Consider the following 15,124-nt stretch of genomic DNA (forward strand, 5'->3'; position numbering starts at 1 on the left):
ACGGTCGGAGATCCGCGATGCCAGGCGGCCTCAAACTATTATTTGGACCTTATCCCTGCTCTTGATGGGGATGGCGGCCCCGGCGGCTGCAGTATTCCAGACCGAGCGACCGGAAGGGGGCCGTCGAAACGCCCGTCAAGTTAGGAGAGGGCGAATGGGCGGATCCCTCCGCCGCTCCCGCACGCTGAAATTTCGTCGCGTTATCCGATATGTTCAGGCCGGCCGTGCGCGCAGTAACATCGCTCCAAATCCCATGAAGATGGTCCCGGTCGCGCGGTTGAAGGCGCGCTTGAGACGCGGCTTTCTCAGTTGGCGGGATAGCGACCCACCGGCAACGCCATAAATTAGATACCACAGCATTTCGATGAGCGAGAACGTCACCACCAGCACTGCAAATTGCGGCAGTTGCGGTGCATCGGGGCTGACGAACTGAGGCAGGAAGGCTGTTGCAAAGAGAAGAAGTTTTGGATTGCTGATGCCGATGATGAAGCCGCCGCGAAACAGCTTTCCCAAGGGCTCATGCGACTTCAGCGTGTCCTCCGCTACATCCAGCGGGGCGACGTCCGCCCGCCATGCCTGCACACCCAGAAACAGCAAATAGGCTGCGCCTGCATAACGCAGTATCTCGAACGCGCCCGGCAGCGCCATCAACAGAGCCGTCAGCCCTCCCGCAGAAGCGACCAGGATCAGAACGACTGCAGCCAGGCATCCCGCCATGGCAGCAATACTTCTGCGCAACCCGAACTCGGCGCTACGGCTCATGATGTGAAGCATGTTTGGCCCCGGCGTCCCTGCCAGAAGGAACACCGTACCGAAAAATAGCCACCAGGTTTCGCTTGTCACTACACGGCTCGTAGGGGGGGAGGGCAATGTTCCGGCGGGCTATGGACCCCCTTATCCGACGCTGCAAGGTGCGAACGGAACTGGGGTCATCGGGTAGCGAAGCCAACGTAGGAAGAAGCCCCCGCCGTTACGATCCGGCATCCATGGCCCGCAGCATCTGCTTTGCGATGACGAGTTGCTGAATCTGTGTCGTGCCCTCGTAAATCCGGTACAAGCGGGCGTCGCGAAAGAAGCGCTCTGCGTCATATTCCTTCAAATATCCGGCGCCGCCGTGGATCTGTACCACCCTGTCCACCACGCGACCGCACATTTCCGACGCGAACATTTTCGCGCAGGCAGCCTCCAGGGTGACGCGCGCGCCGGTGTCGGCCTTCGCGCAGGCGTCCCTGATCATGCATTCCGATGCGTATATCTCGGCCTTCGAATCCGCCAGCATCGCTTGGATCAACTGAAATTCTGCGATAGGATTGCCAAACGCCTTTCTTTCCGTGGCATAGCGCAGGCCGCTCTCCAACGCGCGCGTTGCATAGCCTGCGGAGCAGGCGGCGATGGACAGGCGGCCATTGTCCAGGCTTTGCATTGCCGTCTGGAATCCATGGCCTTCCGTTCCGCCCAACAGGTTTTCGGCGGGAATGCGTACGTCTTCCAGTATCACATCGGCGATCTGCGCGCCGGTCTGTCCCATCTTCTTGTCCGGCGGCCCGATGGTGACGCCAGCCGTGTCGACGGGCACCAGAAAGGCCGAGATATGGGCGTTTCGCGGCAGAGTGTCCGCATTTGTCCGCGCCATCACCAGTACCATATCGGCAAAGGGCGCGTTGGTGATGTAACGTTTGGTGCCGTTCAGCACATAATGGTCGCCATCCCGAACGGCCCGCGTCTTAAGGCTGGCGCTGTCTGAACCCGAATCCGGCTCTGTTAGGGCAAAGGCGGCGATCGTCCCGCTGGATGTCTTCGGCAGCCATTCCGCCTTTTGCGCGTCGGTCCCAGCGGTTTTGAGCGCGGTGGTGATCATCCCGACATTGATGGACAGCAGCGACCGGAATGCCGGCGCCGCCCAACTGATCTGGCGCATGGTCTCGATATATTGGCTGATCGACATGTCGACCCCGCCATATTGTTCGGGCGTGGTAATACCGAACAGGCCCATTTCCACCATTTCGCCGCGCACATCGTCGGGAACGCGGTTCAGGCGAATGACCTCCGCCTCTGCGGGGACCAGCCGTTCGCGCACCCAGCGCCGCAACTGATCGATAAAGGCCGCAAAACTGTCCTCGTCCATCGCCATTGCCGTACCCCTCGAAATCTACGGCTTTTTACCGCTACGCCTATTATGACGAGCGCATCACGGGCAGGCTCCCATGCAATATGGCAGCGTCGGCTGGCGGGGTAGGAGAGCGGCGCGCGCCGGGTCAGTCGGCGTCGGAGCCGATCTTGTCCTGTGTCTTGGTATCGAAATCCGATGCATCATGGCGCTCGCGCAGTTGAGAGGACGGGTCGCCCATCATGCGGTTTACCATGCGGCCGCGCTGCACGGCAGGCCGCTTTGCGATCTCGTCGGTCCAGCGGATAACATTCTTATATTCGTCGACCGACAGAAACTCCGCCGCGTCGTAAACCAGCCCTTTCACAAGTGCGCCGTACCAGGGCCAGATCGCCGTATCGGCAATGCTGTATTCGTCGCCGGCAAAGAAATGCCGGTCCGCCAGATGCGTATCCAGAACGTGCAATTGCCGTTTCACCTCCATGGCGAAACGGTCGATGGGATATTCGAACTTTTCGGGCGCATAGGCATAGAAATGGCCAAAGCCGCCGCCAAGATAGGGTGCGGCACCCATCTGCCAGAACAGCCAGTTCAGCGCCTCTGTGCGGGCACCGTGATCGCTGGGCAGAAACGCACCGAACTTCTCGGCCAGATACAGCAGAATCGATCCGGATTCGAATACCCGCTGCGGCGGTCCGTCGACGCTATGATCCATCAGCGCGGGAATTTTTGAATTAGGATTAGCCTCGACAAAGCCGGACGAAAATTGATCGCCTTCGCCAATATTGATCAGCCAGGCATCATATTCCGCGCCCTTGTGGCCAGCGGCCAGCAATTCCTCCAGCATGATATTTACCTTTACGCCATTGGGCGTTGCCAATGAGTAAAGCTGCAGCGGATGTTTCCCGACCGGGCGTTCCTTATCATGCGTGGCGCCCGACACCGGCCGGTTGATGCTGGCGAAGCGGCCGCCGCTTTCCTTGTCCCATGTCCAGACTTTCGGGGGTGTATATTCGGACATGGAGGGCTCCTTCGCGGCTATGGGTTGCGCCGCAAATGGGCGCCCTCCGCGCGCGATTCAAGCATTTGCGGCGATACCGAATCCCTGCTCGATCTTCACGCGCCACTCATCTCCGTTCAGGCAGCGATATCTCCGGCCACCCAAGCTCAGAGACCGGGCAGGGCGACGCGCGCTTCTGGGATGATGACCATCATCTTGAGTCCAGATTGGGCCGCCTGTCGGACCGGGAACGCCCTCTGTTCGTGCGCTCCATCCGCTGATTCCCCCGACGTTCCAACCTTTGCTGGCTAGGCGGATTGGCAACGCGCTGCTGTGTTTGCGCGCGTGCGCGTGCGGCGGCTGCCGCGGCGCGGTCCACATTGGAAAGCGAGCCTCTGCGTTCGTTTCGCTGACGCTGCCGGTCCATCATCCGCTCCGGGCGGTTGTTTGCCCGTATTTGGCGTTCGTCGCGGTTACCGTTCCACCGACCCGTCCGCGTATCGCGGCGGGCGCGATCGCCGTTCAGTGCCTCTCGAACGGCGCGCCCGGCATCGCGACCGGCAGCCGACGGGTCGCGGCGGCGATCAAATCTGTCGCCCCGTCTATCCCACGCCCGGTTGGCGTCGAACCGGCGATTGCCACGCTCCAACTGTGCCATGCGCCGGTCGATTCGATCGAGTTGAACATGGGGATTGCGGCTCCGCCAGCGTCGAAATTCCGCGCGCCGGCCTTCCCAATGGCGGCGATCATTGTCGCGCCAGCGGTGCCGATCCCCGCGCCGGTCGTAGACGTAGATGCCTTGACCGGGATAATAATAATTGTCGTACCAGCCATAATAAGCGGGATACCGGTAAGTGCGGTTGTAGCCGTAATTGTCATAATAGCGGGAATCATAGCCGCTGCCATAATATCCGCCCGAGGATATGCCGACGCTGCCATGTCCCAAGTCGCCATAGGCGCAGGCGCCGAGCGACATGCCGGCAACACCAATAATCACGGCGCGGATCAGTCTTTTCATAATTTCCTCTCCGAGCGGTCCCACGAAGTTCCAGCGTCACTTCTGACAAATGCGCGTTGAACCGGCCGTGAACCGATTGGAGAGATTGAAAAACAGGGCGTGAATCATAGGGCGCGCGGCCTCCAACCGGAAACCACGCCCCCTTGACGTCGATATTATGTCCGCGCCGCGGCCCGGACGGTTGTTCGCCCTTAGGCCTTTGTCAGGTGCGGCGAGATTAGCTTGTTCATCTCGAACATCGTGACCTTGTCCTTGCCGAAAATAGGCTTCAGCTTGTCGTCGGCGATGATTTCGCGCTTGTTCTGCGGATTCTGCAGATCGTTCTTCTTGATATAGACCCACATCGCGCTAACGACCTCGGCCCGCGTCATTGTGTCTTTGCCGGTCACGGCGGCCAGTTCCGGCGAAAGTTTCATCGGCTGCTGCAGGGCGTTCGGTGCTTTTGCCATTATCGTGATGCTCCTCAGGTCAAGTTGTCCGGGCCAGATGAGCCGCGCCGCACGCGCTTTCTCCCTCGCCTGTGCGCCCTCTAGAAGCGCACTCGGGCGGCGCGGTCAATGCTGCGTCTCGAAAAAGCTGGTGAAAACATATCCACATCCGACAGGTGACAGGGGCACGTGCACATGGTTAGGCAGCGCGCGACAAAGAATAAGCGAGAGGAGGCGGTCAGGTCCCATGCAACAGGTGCTCGAACAGCTTGAGGAAAAGCGTCAGCGGGCGCGTATGGGCGGCGGACAGCGCCGCATCGACGCGCAGCATGCCAAGGGCAAGCTGACAGCGCGGGAGCGGCTGGAGGTGCTTCTCGATCCCGGCAGTTTCGAGGAGGTGGGTATGTTCGTCGAACATAATGCCATCGATTTCGGCATGGCCGACAATATCATTCCGGGCGATGGCGTCGTCACGGGTTCCGGCACGATCAATGGCCGCCTGGTCTATGTTTTCAGCCAGGATTTCACCGTTTTCGGCGGTGCCCTTTCCGAACGGCACGCGGAAAAGATCTGCAAGATCATGGATACCGCCCTGAAGGTCGGCGCGCCCGTCATCGGCCTCAACGATTCGGGCGGTGCCCGCATTCAGGAGGGGGTCGCCTCCCTCGGCGGCTATGCCGAGGTGTTTCAGCGCAATGTGCTCGCGTCCGGCGTGGTGCCGCAGATCAGTCTGATCATGGGGCCATGCGCGGGCGGCGCGGTCTATTCCCCCGCCATGACCGACTTCATCTTCATGGTGAAGGATTCCAGCTATATGTTTGTTACCGGCCCCGATGTGGTGAAAACCGTCACCAACGAGGTCGTGACTCAGGACGAGCTGGGCGGCGCTGTTACCCACACCACCAAATCGGGCGTGGCCGATCTCGCGCTTGAAAACGACATCGAAACGCTGCTGCGGACGCGCGATCTGATCGACTTCCTGCCGCTCAGCAATCGAGAGGCGCCGCCTGTCCTGCCAACGATCGGCGATCTGGAGCCGGACGAAAGCCTCGACACGCTGATCCCGGACAGCGCCAACAAGCCCTACGATATGCATGAACTCATTCGGAAAATCTGCGACGAGCAGAATTTCTTTGAATTGCAGCCCGCCCATGCCGCCAACATTATCACCGGCTTTGGCCGCGTGGAGGGGCACAGTGTCGGCTTCGTCGCCAACCAGCCGATGGTGCAGGCGGGCGTCCTCGACATAGCGTCGTCAAAGAAGGCGGCGCGGTTCGTGCGTTTCTGCGATGCGTTTGGCATCCCCGTCGTCACGCTGGTCGACGTTCCCGGCTTTTTGCCCGGCACCGCGCAGGAACATAATGGTATCATCAAACATGGTGCGAAGCTGCTGTTCGCCTATGCCGAGGCGACCGTTCCAAAGATCACCGTTATCACGCGTAAGGCCTATGGCGGCGCCTATGACGTGATGGCGTCAAAGCATCTGCGCGGCGATCTGAACTATGCATGGCCGACCGCCGAAATCGCCGTCATGGGCGCGAAGGGCGCCGTCGAGATCATCTTCCGCAACAAAAGCGAAGAAGAGATCGAGGAGCGTACCAAGGAATATGAGGACCGCTTCGCGAATCCGTTCGTAGCGGCATCAAAAGGCTTCATCGACGAGGTCATCATGCCCCATTCCACCCGCCGCCGTATCGCCATGGGCCTTCGCCGCCTGCGGTCGAAGGAGCTGGTAAACCCATGGAAAAAGCATGATAATATACCGCTCTAAACACCCCTAACTCCTATACGCACCGGCATTCCCCCTTTTTGGCAGCAGGCAGATCCATGGCGACAGGACTCGTAGCTCTTCTCGATGATGTTGCCGCGATTGCGCGCGTAGCGGCGGCTTCGCTTGACGATGTCGCCCTCGCCGCCGGAAAGGCCGGATCAAAGGCGGCGGGCGTCGTCATCGACGATGCCGCCGTCGCGCCGCAATATGTCACCGGATTCAGCCCGGATCGCGAGCTGCCAATCATCTGGAAGATCGCCAAGGGATCGATCCGCAACAAGCTTGTATTCCTGTTGCCCGGCGCACTTCTGCTCAGCTATTTCGCGCCCTTTCTGATCACGCCTATTCTGATGGCTGGCGGAGGCTATCTCTGCTACGAGGCGGCGGAAAAGATCCTTGAGGTTTTCAACGTCGACAAGACCAATGCTCCGGGCGACAAGCCCGTGGCGATGGACCCGGGGGACAGGGAAAAGACGATGGTGTCGGGTGCCATCCGCACCGACCTCATCCTGTCCGCCGAAATCATGGCAATCAGCCTGAATGAAATTGCCGGGCAGGGGCTTGCGTCGCAGGCGGGCATTCTCGTCGTTATCTCGCTCGTCATCACCGCCGGTGTTTATGGCGCGGTGGCATTGATCGTTAAGATGGACGATGCCGGTCTGGCGCTTGCACAGCGGCCGGGGGCGGCGTTGCAGGCGTTCGGGCGCGGCCTCGTCACCTTCATGCCGACGTTGCTCAATTTCATTTCCATCATTGGCACCGCTGCAATGGCGTGGGTGGGCGGTCAGCTGATCCTGCACGGGCTTGCCGAATTCGGCGTGGTCGAACCCGAACATTTCGTTCACGGCATCGCCGTCGGCGTCGCGGACGCGATGCCCGCCACGCTGCAGGGCGTTATCGAATGGATCATCTTCGCCTTCGGGTCGGCTATCCTTGGCGTCCTTTTGGGCAGCCTGATCGCGGTCGTCATGCACAAGGTGCTGGGAAGGGCAGGGCACGGTCATTGACCGCGCCGGATGCCAAGCAGGCTTGGCAGCGCGCCCGCCCTGCGTTACCCCGCGCCACGATCCCATTTCGAAAGAGCGGAGACACTCGCGCATCATGAATATCCAGACGCCCTTTCCGACGACTGTTCGCACCGATTGGACGCGCGAGGAAATCGCCGAGATCTACGGCCGGCCGCTGATGGATCTCCTGCTTGAGGCGCAGACCGTTCACCGCCGCCATTTCCGCGCGAATGCCGTCCAGGCATGCCAGCTATTGTCCATCAAGACAGGCGGCTGTCCGGAGGATTGCGGCTATTGCTCGCAAAGCGCTTTCGCGAAATCTGGCGTGAAAGCGGAAAAGCTGATGCGCGCCGAGGCGGTGATCGAGGCGGCGAAGGCGGCGAAGGCAAGCGGCGCTTCCCGCTTCTGCATGGGCGCGGCGTGGCGCGATCTGAAAGATCGCGACACCGATGCCGTGTGCGAGATGGTTGCGGGCGTGAAGTCGCTTGGCCTCGAAACCTGCATGACGCTTGGCATGCTGTCGGGGGATCAGGCGCAGAAGCTGTCCGATGCCGGCCTCGATTATTACAACCACAATCTCGACACCTCACCCGAACATTATCAGGAAATCATCTCCACGCGGACCTATGCCGACCGGCTGGATACGCTGGAAAAGGTTCGCGATGCGGGCATGAATGTCTGCTGCGGCGGTATCGTCGGCATGGGGGAGGCGGAATCCGACAGGATCGGCCTGATCCACGCGCTTGCAACACTGCCCGCCCATCCGAAAAGCGTGCCCGTCAATGCGCTCGTCCCGGTCGAGGGTACGGTACGCGGGGACGCCATGAAGGCCGGGGATTATGAATCGATCGACGGCATCGAATTCGTTCGCGCCATCGCCACCTGCCGCCTGACCATGCCGGAAAGCTATGTGCGCCTGTCGGCTGGCCGCGAAAGCATGTCGATCGAATTGCAGGCGCTGTGTTTCATGGCGGGCGCAAACTCAATCTTTACCGGTGACACGCTATTGACCGCGCCCAATGCCGGCGAGGATAGCGATGGTGCCATGCTGAAATCGCTCGGTATCGACGCTATGGAACCGGCACTCGTAGAAGCGGGATAAATCGACATATGGGTCTCTTGCGGGATGCGCGCCGCGCGGTCGGCAATGCCGTGCATGCGCGTCTGGGCCAGCCGGGCCATCGCGACTTCTATTTGTTTCAGGTCGCCGACCGGAACCGCAATGCGGCGAAGGGCTATAGCGACGAAGACCATCTGAAACGGACGGCAGCCTGGTTGCAGGCCGCGCAGGATAGTCAGCAGGACGGCGGCTTTTCGGGCCGTTACAAGTTGCACGCTGGGTGGACATCCTCCTATCCGGAGACGACGGGCTATCTGATTCCGACATGTCTCGACCTCGCGAAGCGTCTCGCGGATCCCAGCTGGGAGACCCGCGCGCAGCGAGCCATCGACTTTCTGTTGCCGCTGCAACTGGCGGACGGCGCATTTCCCGGCGGAGAGATTGCCGAGAACACCGAGAAGCCGTCACCGTTCAACACCGGCCAGATTCTTAACGGCCTCAATGTCTGGGCGGAACATACGGGAGAGGCCGATGTGGCCGAGGCTGCGCGCCGCGCCGCGCATTGGCTGATCTCCGTCCAGGACGAAGACGGGGCGTTTCGCCAGCATTTCTATGCCAACCAGCCGTCCGCCTATTCCAGCCATCTGACCTGCTGGCTGGCGGAATATGGCGTGATGTTCGACGATGCAAAGGCGCGCGCCGCCGCCGGTCGCCATCTCGACTGGGTGCTGACATTGCAGGATCCCGATACCGGCTTCTTTGCGCGATCCGGTTTCTTTGATCGGGACCACGAAAACGGCACGGCCGTTACGCATACCATTGCCTACACGATCTGGGGCGTCCTTCTGATGGGTCTGCTGCTCCAGCGTGAGGACGCCGTCGACGCTGCAGAGCGCGCCGCCACGAAGGTCCTGGAGCGTCTCGAGATCCTCAAATTCCTGCCCGGTCGGATGAATTCGAACTGGCGTATCGACGAACGCGCCCAATGCCTGACCGGGAATGCGCAAATGGCGCTGATCTGGCTGCGGCTATATGACGAACGCGGCGACCTCCGCTTTGTCAACGGCGCTTGCAAGGCCATCGATCTCGTGAAGCGGGCACAGGCCATGGACAATCCCAATCCGGGCATTCGCGGTGGTGTTGCCGGTTCCGATCCCGTCTGGGGCAGCTATCTGTTCCACGCCCTGCCGAACTGGGCAGCCAAATTCTTTATCGACGCGCTGCTGCATAAGGAACGCGTGCTGGCAAAGCTCGCGGCAGGCTGACACCATGCGGATTTTCCTGCTCAGTCACGATCGCGCCCGTCGCGGCACCACGGTCGCCCGTGCCTTGGCGGAGCGCGGCATCACTCCCGATGGCTATGTGTTCGAGGCCTATCGTCCGCCCAACCTGCGCCGCCGCGTAGAGGGGCGGCTGGCAAATGGTGGCATTCCCGTTCTGGCCCCGCCGACGCTTCGGGTTCCGGGGGCAAGCTTAGCACCCGCTCCGTCCGGCCCTGACGTTCCGACGGCCGCAGAACATGCAAAGGCCCAGGGCATAGCGGTGACACATGTTCCCGACCTGACATCAGACGGCAGCCTCGCCGCCATCCGTGCACTCAAAGCCGATATTTTCGTTCACGCCGGCGCCGGCATATTGCGTGCGCCGCTGCTGGCTATTCCGCGCCTTGGCACGATGAACGCGCATATGGGCCTCCTGCCGCGATATCGCGGCATGAACGTCGCCGAATGGTCACGACTGGAGGGGCGCCAGACCGGCTGCACCGTTCACCTGCTGGATCCGGGCATCGACACGGGCGACATCCTCGCCACGCGCGATATTGACACCTCCGAATGCAGGTCCATCGCCGCTTTGCGGGAAAAAATGGACGCGGCGCAATTATCCTTCCTTGCCGAAATCCTGGCCGAGATCGTCCGCACCGGCGACCTCCCCCCGCGCCAGCCGCAACGGCATGAGGATGGCCGCCAATATTTCACCATGCACGACGATTTGAAGCGCGTCCTGGAACGGCGCCTCTCGTAAGGCGAAGCGGGCGCTCCAGCGCTGGCCCTCGGGGCGGAACCGCACTAGGGGCCGGCGTCGTCATGACCAGCGTACCTGCCTCCGACATCCCCACCGAGCGCACCGGCCTTGCCGCGCTGCTGACGCTTGCATGGCCGGTCGTCCTTTCCCGCCTGGGAATCATGGCGATGGGCGTGACCGATGTCATCGTCGTCGGTCGCCATTCGGCGCAGGAACTCGCCTATCATTCCCTCGGCTGGGCACCGACAATGGTCATCCTGACGACGGGTGTCGGTCTGCTGCTCGGCGTGCAGGTCTATACCGCGCAATTGCTGGGGGAGCAGCGCGAGACAGAGGCAGGTGCCATATTGCGGCGCGGAATCATCTTCGCCACCATTGTTGGAATTCTGACGATGGCGGCGCTTTATTTCGGCGCTGACGCTCTGATGCGCCTGATGCGCCTGCCGGGGGAACTGGGCGCACACAGCGCCGCAGCGGCACGCATCTTTTCCCTGTCGCTGCCGCCCTATCTGATCGCTGTTGCATGTCAGATGTGGCTGGAGGCGGTGAAGCGTCCCATGCCCGCCATGTGGATCATGTGGGGTGCAAATGTCGTCAATCTGGTCCTCTGCCTCTGGCTGGTGCCCGGCACGTCTCCGTTCGGGGTCCAGGGGGCGGTTGCAGCCGGATGGGCCACGCTTGGCGCGCGCACGGCTCTTATGGCGGCGATGATCCTCTACATCCTCCTTTGGCCGGGCAGCCGCCTTCTGGGCCTCTGGACGGGGGCAGTCGAGGGGATGGGTATTCGCTACTGGCGGGAGCTTTTGCGCATCGGCTTTGCAAGTGCGGGGTCGCTGTTCGTCGAAACGGCGGGCTTTGCCGGAATGAACGTCATCGCCGGATGGATCGGCGGTCTCACCGTGGCGGCCTTCGCGATTCTCCTGAATGTTTCCGCCGTCATTTTCATGGTCTCGTTAGGCCTTGCGGCGGCGACGGCGGTATTCGTCGGCAATGGCTTTGGGGAACGTAATTTTAACAAGGTCCGCCGCTATGGCTGGCTCGGTATCGGCTTTACCGCGGCCTTGCTCAGCGGCGTGGCGGTCATCGTCTGGCTGACGGACGACCTGATCGTCGGCGGCTATGCCACGCAGCCCGAACTGATCGCGCTCACCGTTCCCGCTGTGACTCTTGCCGCGCTGTTCTTCACGATGGACGGTGTTCAGGTGGTCGCCGCCAATGCCCTGCGCGCGATGGACGACGTCTGGGTGCCCACGCTGACGCACACCATTTCCTATGTCGGAGTCATGCTTCCGCTAGGCTGGTGGCTCGCGCTTCCCATGGGTCTCGGCCTTCAGGGGCTGGTCTGGTCCATCGTTATTACCAGCTTGGTCGCGGGCGCATTCCTGGTGGCACGCTTCAAGTGGCTGACCCGTCCAGGCGCAGCCCTTCGAGCGCGTCGCGCAGGGACTTAGGTAGCGCCGCGCCGCCCGGCCCCTCGGCCGCGCGGTTGACGATGACCGTATCGCACAGCGCGATGCACGCGTCCTTCTGGAACAGCGCCAGTCCGACGACGTACGAGCTGTTGCCGAACCGTGCAATGCCGACACCCACGGTCAGCGGGTCGGGCCAGCGTCCCTCGGCCAGATAGTCTACGGTCAGATTGGCGACAATGGGCCGGAACCCCGGCATGTCCAGCCCGCCCAGGCTGGCATGCAGCCGCACGCGCCCTTCCTCGAAGAAGCGGGCATAGGCAACATTGTTCAAATGCGCGTTGACATCCAGATCGCCAAATCGCGGGTCGAACGTAAAGTGAAAGGGGTAATGGCCGGGTGCGCGCCGTTGCGGATCGTGTCTCATGCGGTGACCCTCTATCGGCATGGCGGGGCCGCGCGGCACTGTCCGTTGCGTCAGGGTCGTGATAGATGTCGTGCCATGTCGGCGCTTCTTTCCGCGATTTTGGTATTTTCCGTTATTGTCGGATTGCGCTACCTCGCGGTCTCGGGTGCCTTCGCGTGGCTGACCCGGCGAGTGCGTCCCGGCCTCATCGACACGCCTCGTTCGCTGCGTCAGCAGGTTTCAGAACGTAAATGGTCGCTCCTCGCCGCCTTCATCTACGGTGCCCCGGGCGGATTTGCCTTTTGGACATGGGAGCAGTTCGGCTGGACCCGCGTATATACCGAGTTCGAGGCCTACCCGCTCTGGTATCTGCCGGTCAGCGTGCTTCTTTATCTTCTCGCTCACGACACCTGGTTCTACTGGACGCATCGGGCAATGCATGGCCGTCGGCTGTTTCCGGTGGTTCACAAGGTGCATCATGACAGCCGCCCGCCCACCGCCTGGGCGGCGATGAGCTTTCACTGGACGGAGTCTCTGTCCGGCGCGGTTCTTATTCCTGCATTGGTCTATATTCTTCCTATTCATTATGCCGCGCTGGGCGTTGTTCTGGCGATTGCCACCTTTTTTGGGGTCACCAATCATCTGGGCTGGGAGATTTTCCCCGCTCGTCTTGTTAACGGCACATTCGGACGATCGATGATAACGGCGTCGCATCATCACAGGCATCACCAGGTCTATAACAGCAATTACGGTCTGTATTTCCGGTTCTGGGACCGGCTATGCGGTACGGATCGTGGGATATCGGGGGATTTCGGACGTGAAGAAGTTCAGGCTCGCCGCCGTACTGCCGCTCGCCGCGCTGTTGATGGGGGCGGATGCGCCGCCGGTACCATTGCAGCATCCAGGGCAGAAGCAGGGCAGTCTGCATCTGACGCTTGAGGGGCTACGGTCTGAGGACGGGCATGTGCGGATCTGCCTGTGGGCGAACGGACGGGGCTTTCCCGATTGCAAGGGCAGCGACGCTGTTGAACGCATCCAGGCGCCTGCCGCGGCCACAGTCACGCTGGATGTGAAAGATCTCACCCCCGGCGAATATGGCATTTCCGTTATTCATGATGAGAACGATAATAAGCGGCTGGACAAAAGCTTCGTCGGCCTTCCCTTCGAAGGCGTCGGCTTTTCCAACAATGCCAGCGCACCGTTCGGTCCGCCAAAGTTCGAGAAGGTTCAGTTCACCGTGGCGGAGCAGGCGCGCCAGACCATCCGCATGCGCTATTATCTGTAAAAATACTTTTCCCGATCCGCCACCCCGTGGAAAGGGACGCGCATGGTGCAATATGAACGCAGCGACGTAAATCTGGGCGGTCGCGCCATGAAGGGCGCGGCATTCCTGGCTGGCGCGCGCCTGATCGTGCGCGGCATCTCGCTGATCAATATCGTCATTTTGGCCCGGCTGCTGTCGCCGGAGGATTTCGGACTTGCCGCACTGGCCTTTGCCGCGCTGGGCCTGATCCAGGTGTTCAGCGACATGCGCGTGACCGACGGCCTGCTCGCCCTCGACGATCTGACGCCGCAACATCTCGATACCGCCTTTACGATGCAATCGCTCCGCGGTTTCGTGATGGGCGGATTGCTGTTCCTTTTCGCGGCGCAGGTGTCCGCATTCATGGGCAGTGCAGAGCTAACGCCCGTCATGCAGGCACTCAGCGTCGTGCTGATACTCGATGGCCTGCGTAACCCCGGCTACTTCATGTATCAGCGCAACATCGATTACAGCCGTGAATTTCTGCGGGATTCGGTCAGCGCGGTCGTTGCATCCGCAGCTACCATCACCATCGCGTTTATGTACGAAAGCTACTGGGCTTTGGTGGCCGGAGCGCTGATTCAACGCATGATACAGACTGCGTTGACCTATTTTCGCATTCCGCACAGCCCACGCTTTACCTTGCGCTATTGGCGAGATTTCATTGGCTTCGGCGCTTGGTTGACGTTCACCGGAATGATCAGTCAGCTTACGGACTTCGCTCCCCGCTTCCTGATCGGCCGAATGATTTCGCCCGCGGCGCTGGGTACTTTCACGGTCGGAAAGGACACGTCTTCCCTTGTCACACAGGAACTGATCGCACCGCTCCAACGAACGCTTTTACCAAGCTTCAGCGCGATCAAAAATGACAAGGAGCGGCTTCGAAGGACGATCGTGCTGGCAAATCGGGTTTTGCTCACGGCCTCTTTGCCGCTTGGTTTCGGATTAGCCCTTCTTGCTCCCAATGTGGTCCTTATTCTGCTGGGGCCGGAATGGACGGAGGCGGTTTTTGTCTTGCAGGTTCTGGCACCTACTTCAGCAATAATGTTGGGGGTTGCGGCGACGAACCCGATGTTCATGGCCTTGAAGAAAGTACGGGCCATGTTTGCCAGGACGGTGTTGGTCGGGATATTGATATGGCCATTCCTGTACATCGGAATATCTACCTATGGACTTAAAGGTGCCGTCGTCGCATTGGCGTTGTCGCGTATTCCAAGTATTTTCATTAATGCATTCGCGATGAAGAAGTACGCAGGAGTAAGTATAGTCAGCTCTCTGCTGGGTGGGTGGCGCGCGTTTATTGCAGTAGCGGTCATGTCCATCCTAATAATATTGATACCTCACGAAACTTCGTTCGATCGAGACGCGGTCACTGCCGTTTTGGACTCTGTTCCGCTCGTCGTTCTGGGCGCTGCTGTTTATTGTTTCACTCACGTCTCGATCTGGTGGCTGTCCGGAAAGCCGGATGACCTGGAGACTTTGGCAGTCCCGCGCATTTCGCGTTTGTTTCGGAAATACTTCAACAATGGCGGTGCAAGATAGGAAACCGAGGCTTTTATCAATAATCGATAGCCCCTATCTGCCGTTTCACAT

General features: G+C 60.7%; 15 protein-coding genes and 1 pseudogene. 9 read left to right on the forward strand and 7 right to left on the reverse strand.

Features of this window, described 5'->3' with window-relative positions; translation table 11 throughout:
* Positions 1-213: 213 nt before the first annotated feature.
* The 5 genes from ACSMXM_RS00895 to ACSMXM_RS00915 form a co-directional block, all read right to left on the reverse strand.
* Positions 214-843, reverse strand: coding sequence for a LysE family translocator (locus ACSMXM_RS00895; protein ID WP_460313141.1), 630 nt, complete (start codon positions 841-843; stop codon positions 214-216).
* Positions 844-970: 127 nt separating this feature from the next.
* Positions 971-2,125, reverse strand: coding sequence for an acyl-CoA dehydrogenase family protein (locus ACSMXM_RS00900; protein WP_460316323.1), 1,155 nt, complete (start codon positions 2,123-2,125; stop codon positions 971-973).
* A gap of 130 nt (positions 2,126-2,255) precedes the next feature.
* Positions 2,256-3,128 carry a glutathione-dependent disulfide-bond oxidoreductase gene (gene yghU, locus ACSMXM_RS00905; protein WP_460313143.1) on the reverse strand — a complete coding sequence of 291 codons (873 nt, stop codon included), beginning with the start codon at positions 3,126-3,128 and terminating at the stop codon, positions 2,256-2,258.
* Positions 3,129-3,318: 190 nt separating this feature from the next.
* Positions 3,319-4,125, reverse strand: coding sequence for a hypothetical protein (locus ACSMXM_RS00910; RefSeq protein WP_460313144.1), 807 nt, complete (start codon positions 4,123-4,125; stop codon positions 3,319-3,321).
* Between the two features lie 191 nt (positions 4,126-4,316).
* Complete coding sequence (locus tag ACSMXM_RS00915) at positions 4,317-4,574, reverse strand: SWIB/MDM2 domain-containing protein (protein WP_460313145.1); 258 nt, start codon at positions 4,572-4,574, stop codon at positions 4,317-4,319.
* A gap of 226 nt (positions 4,575-4,800) precedes the next feature.
* Between ACSMXM_RS00915 and ACSMXM_RS00920 the strand changes: the two genes are divergently transcribed.
* The 6 genes from ACSMXM_RS00920 to ACSMXM_RS00945 all read left to right on the forward strand — a co-directional run bounded on the left by ACSMXM_RS00920 (position 4,801) and on the right by ACSMXM_RS00945 (position 11,864).
* The gene (locus ACSMXM_RS00920; protein ID WP_460313147.1) at positions 4,801-6,324 is read left to right on the forward strand and encodes an acyl-CoA carboxylase subunit beta; all 1,524 of its coding nucleotides are present in this window, start codon (positions 4,801-4,803) and stop codon (positions 6,322-6,324) included.
* 56 nt (positions 6,325-6,380) lie between these two features.
* Complete coding sequence (locus tag ACSMXM_RS00925) at positions 6,381-7,331, forward strand: DUF808 domain-containing protein (RefSeq protein WP_460313149.1); 951 nt, start codon at positions 6,381-6,383, stop codon at positions 7,329-7,331.
* A gap of 94 nt (positions 7,332-7,425) precedes the next feature.
* Positions 7,426-8,433 carry a biotin synthase BioB gene (gene bioB, locus ACSMXM_RS00930; RefSeq protein WP_460313151.1) on the forward strand — a complete coding sequence of 336 codons (1,008 nt, stop codon included), beginning with the start codon at positions 7,426-7,428 and terminating at the stop codon, positions 8,431-8,433.
* An 8-nt stretch (positions 8,434-8,441) separates the two neighbouring features.
* On the forward strand, positions 8,442-9,656 hold the full coding sequence (locus ACSMXM_RS00935; RefSeq protein WP_460313153.1) for a prenyltransferase/squalene oxidase repeat-containing protein: 1,215 nt from the start codon (positions 8,442-8,444) through the stop codon (positions 9,654-9,656).
* 4 nt (positions 9,657-9,660) lie between these two features.
* A complete protein-coding gene (locus tag ACSMXM_RS00940; protein ID WP_460313154.1) occupies positions 9,661-10,413 on the forward strand; it encodes a formyltransferase family protein in 753 nt (250 codons plus the stop codon).
* 62 nt (positions 10,414-10,475) lie between these two features.
* The gene (locus ACSMXM_RS00945; protein WP_460313156.1) at positions 10,476-11,864 is read left to right on the forward strand and encodes an MATE family efflux transporter; all 1,389 of its coding nucleotides are present in this window, start codon (positions 10,476-10,478) and stop codon (positions 11,862-11,864) included.
* Here ACSMXM_RS00945 and ACSMXM_RS00950 read toward each other — a convergent pair.
* Together ACSMXM_RS00950 and ACSMXM_RS00955 are read right to left on the reverse strand one after the other, a co-directional pair.
* Positions 11,809-12,156: an acyl-CoA thioesterase gene (locus ACSMXM_RS00950; RefSeq protein ID WP_460316324.1), complete on the reverse strand. Its 348-nt coding sequence runs from the start codon at positions 12,154-12,156 to the stop codon at positions 11,809-11,811. The two genes, ACSMXM_RS00945 and ACSMXM_RS00950, sit on opposite strands and share 56 nt — an antisense overlap.
* Positions 12,157-12,270: pseudogene (locus tag ACSMXM_RS00955) on the reverse strand (hypothetical protein); the annotation flags it as partial.
* A 54-nt stretch (positions 12,271-12,324) separates the two neighbouring features.
* On the opposite strand from ACSMXM_RS00955, the gene ACSMXM_RS00960 reads away from it, so the two are divergent.
* Genes ACSMXM_RS00960 through ACSMXM_RS00970 form a run of 3 tightly spaced genes read left to right on the forward strand, consistent with a single transcriptional unit; the run spans position 12,325 to position 15,073 of the window.
* A complete protein-coding gene (locus tag ACSMXM_RS00960; RefSeq protein WP_460313158.1) occupies positions 12,325-13,167 on the forward strand; it encodes a sterol desaturase family protein in 843 nt (280 codons plus the stop codon).
* A gap of 25 nt (positions 13,168-13,192) precedes the next feature.
* On the forward strand, positions 13,193-13,513 hold the full coding sequence (locus tag ACSMXM_RS00965; RefSeq protein WP_460313160.1) for a DUF2141 domain-containing protein: 321 nt from the start codon (positions 13,193-13,195) through the stop codon (positions 13,511-13,513).
* A gap of 45 nt (positions 13,514-13,558) precedes the next feature.
* On the forward strand, positions 13,559-15,073 hold the full coding sequence (locus ACSMXM_RS00970) for a lipopolysaccharide biosynthesis protein (protein ID WP_460313162.1): 1,515 nt from the start codon (positions 13,559-13,561) through the stop codon (positions 15,071-15,073).
* Positions 15,074-15,124 lie beyond the last annotated feature (51 nt).

The sequence above is a fragment of the Pacificimonas sp. ICDLI1SI03 genome (genome assembly GCF_054740865.1).

Bases quoted from the DNA above. Each gene is read 5' to 3' on its own strand.
- ACSMXM_RS00900 (WP_460316323.1), bottom strand. From the start codon at position 2,125: ATGGACGAGGACAGTTTTGCGGCCTTTATCGATCAGTTGCGGCGCTGG.
- ACSMXM_RS00935 (WP_460313153.1), top strand. From the start codon at position 8,442: ATGGGTCTCTTGCGGGATGCGCGCCGCGCGGTCGGCAATGCCGTGCAT.
- ACSMXM_RS00945 (WP_460313156.1), top strand. From the start codon at position 10,476: ATGACCAGCGTACCTGCCTCCGACATCCCCACCGAGCGCACCGGCCTT.
- ACSMXM_RS00920 (WP_460313147.1), top strand. From the start codon at position 4,801: ATGCAACAGGTGCTCGAACAGCTTGAGGAAAAGCGTCAGCGGGCGCGT.
- bioB (WP_460313151.1), top strand. From the start codon at position 7,426: ATGAATATCCAGACGCCCTTTCCGACGACTGTTCGCACCGATTGGACG.
- ACSMXM_RS00925 (WP_460313149.1), top strand. From the start codon at position 6,381: ATGGCGACAGGACTCGTAGCTCTTCTCGATGATGTTGCCGCGATTGCG.
- ACSMXM_RS00915 (WP_460313145.1), bottom strand. From the start codon at position 4,574: ATGGCAAAAGCACCGAACGCCCTGCAGCAGCCGATGAAACTTTCGCCG.
- ACSMXM_RS00910 (WP_460313144.1), bottom strand. From the start codon at position 4,125: ATGAAAAGACTGATCCGCGCCGTGATTATTGGTGTTGCCGGCATGTCG.
- ACSMXM_RS00940 (WP_460313154.1), top strand. From the start codon at position 9,661: ATGCGGATTTTCCTGCTCAGTCACGATCGCGCCCGTCGCGGCACCACG.
- ACSMXM_RS00960 (WP_460313158.1), top strand. From the start codon at position 12,325: ATGTCGGCGCTTCTTTCCGCGATTTTGGTATTTTCCGTTATTGTCGGA.
- yghU (WP_460313143.1), bottom strand. From the start codon at position 3,128: ATGTCCGAATATACACCCCCGAAAGTCTGGACATGGGACAAGGAAAGC.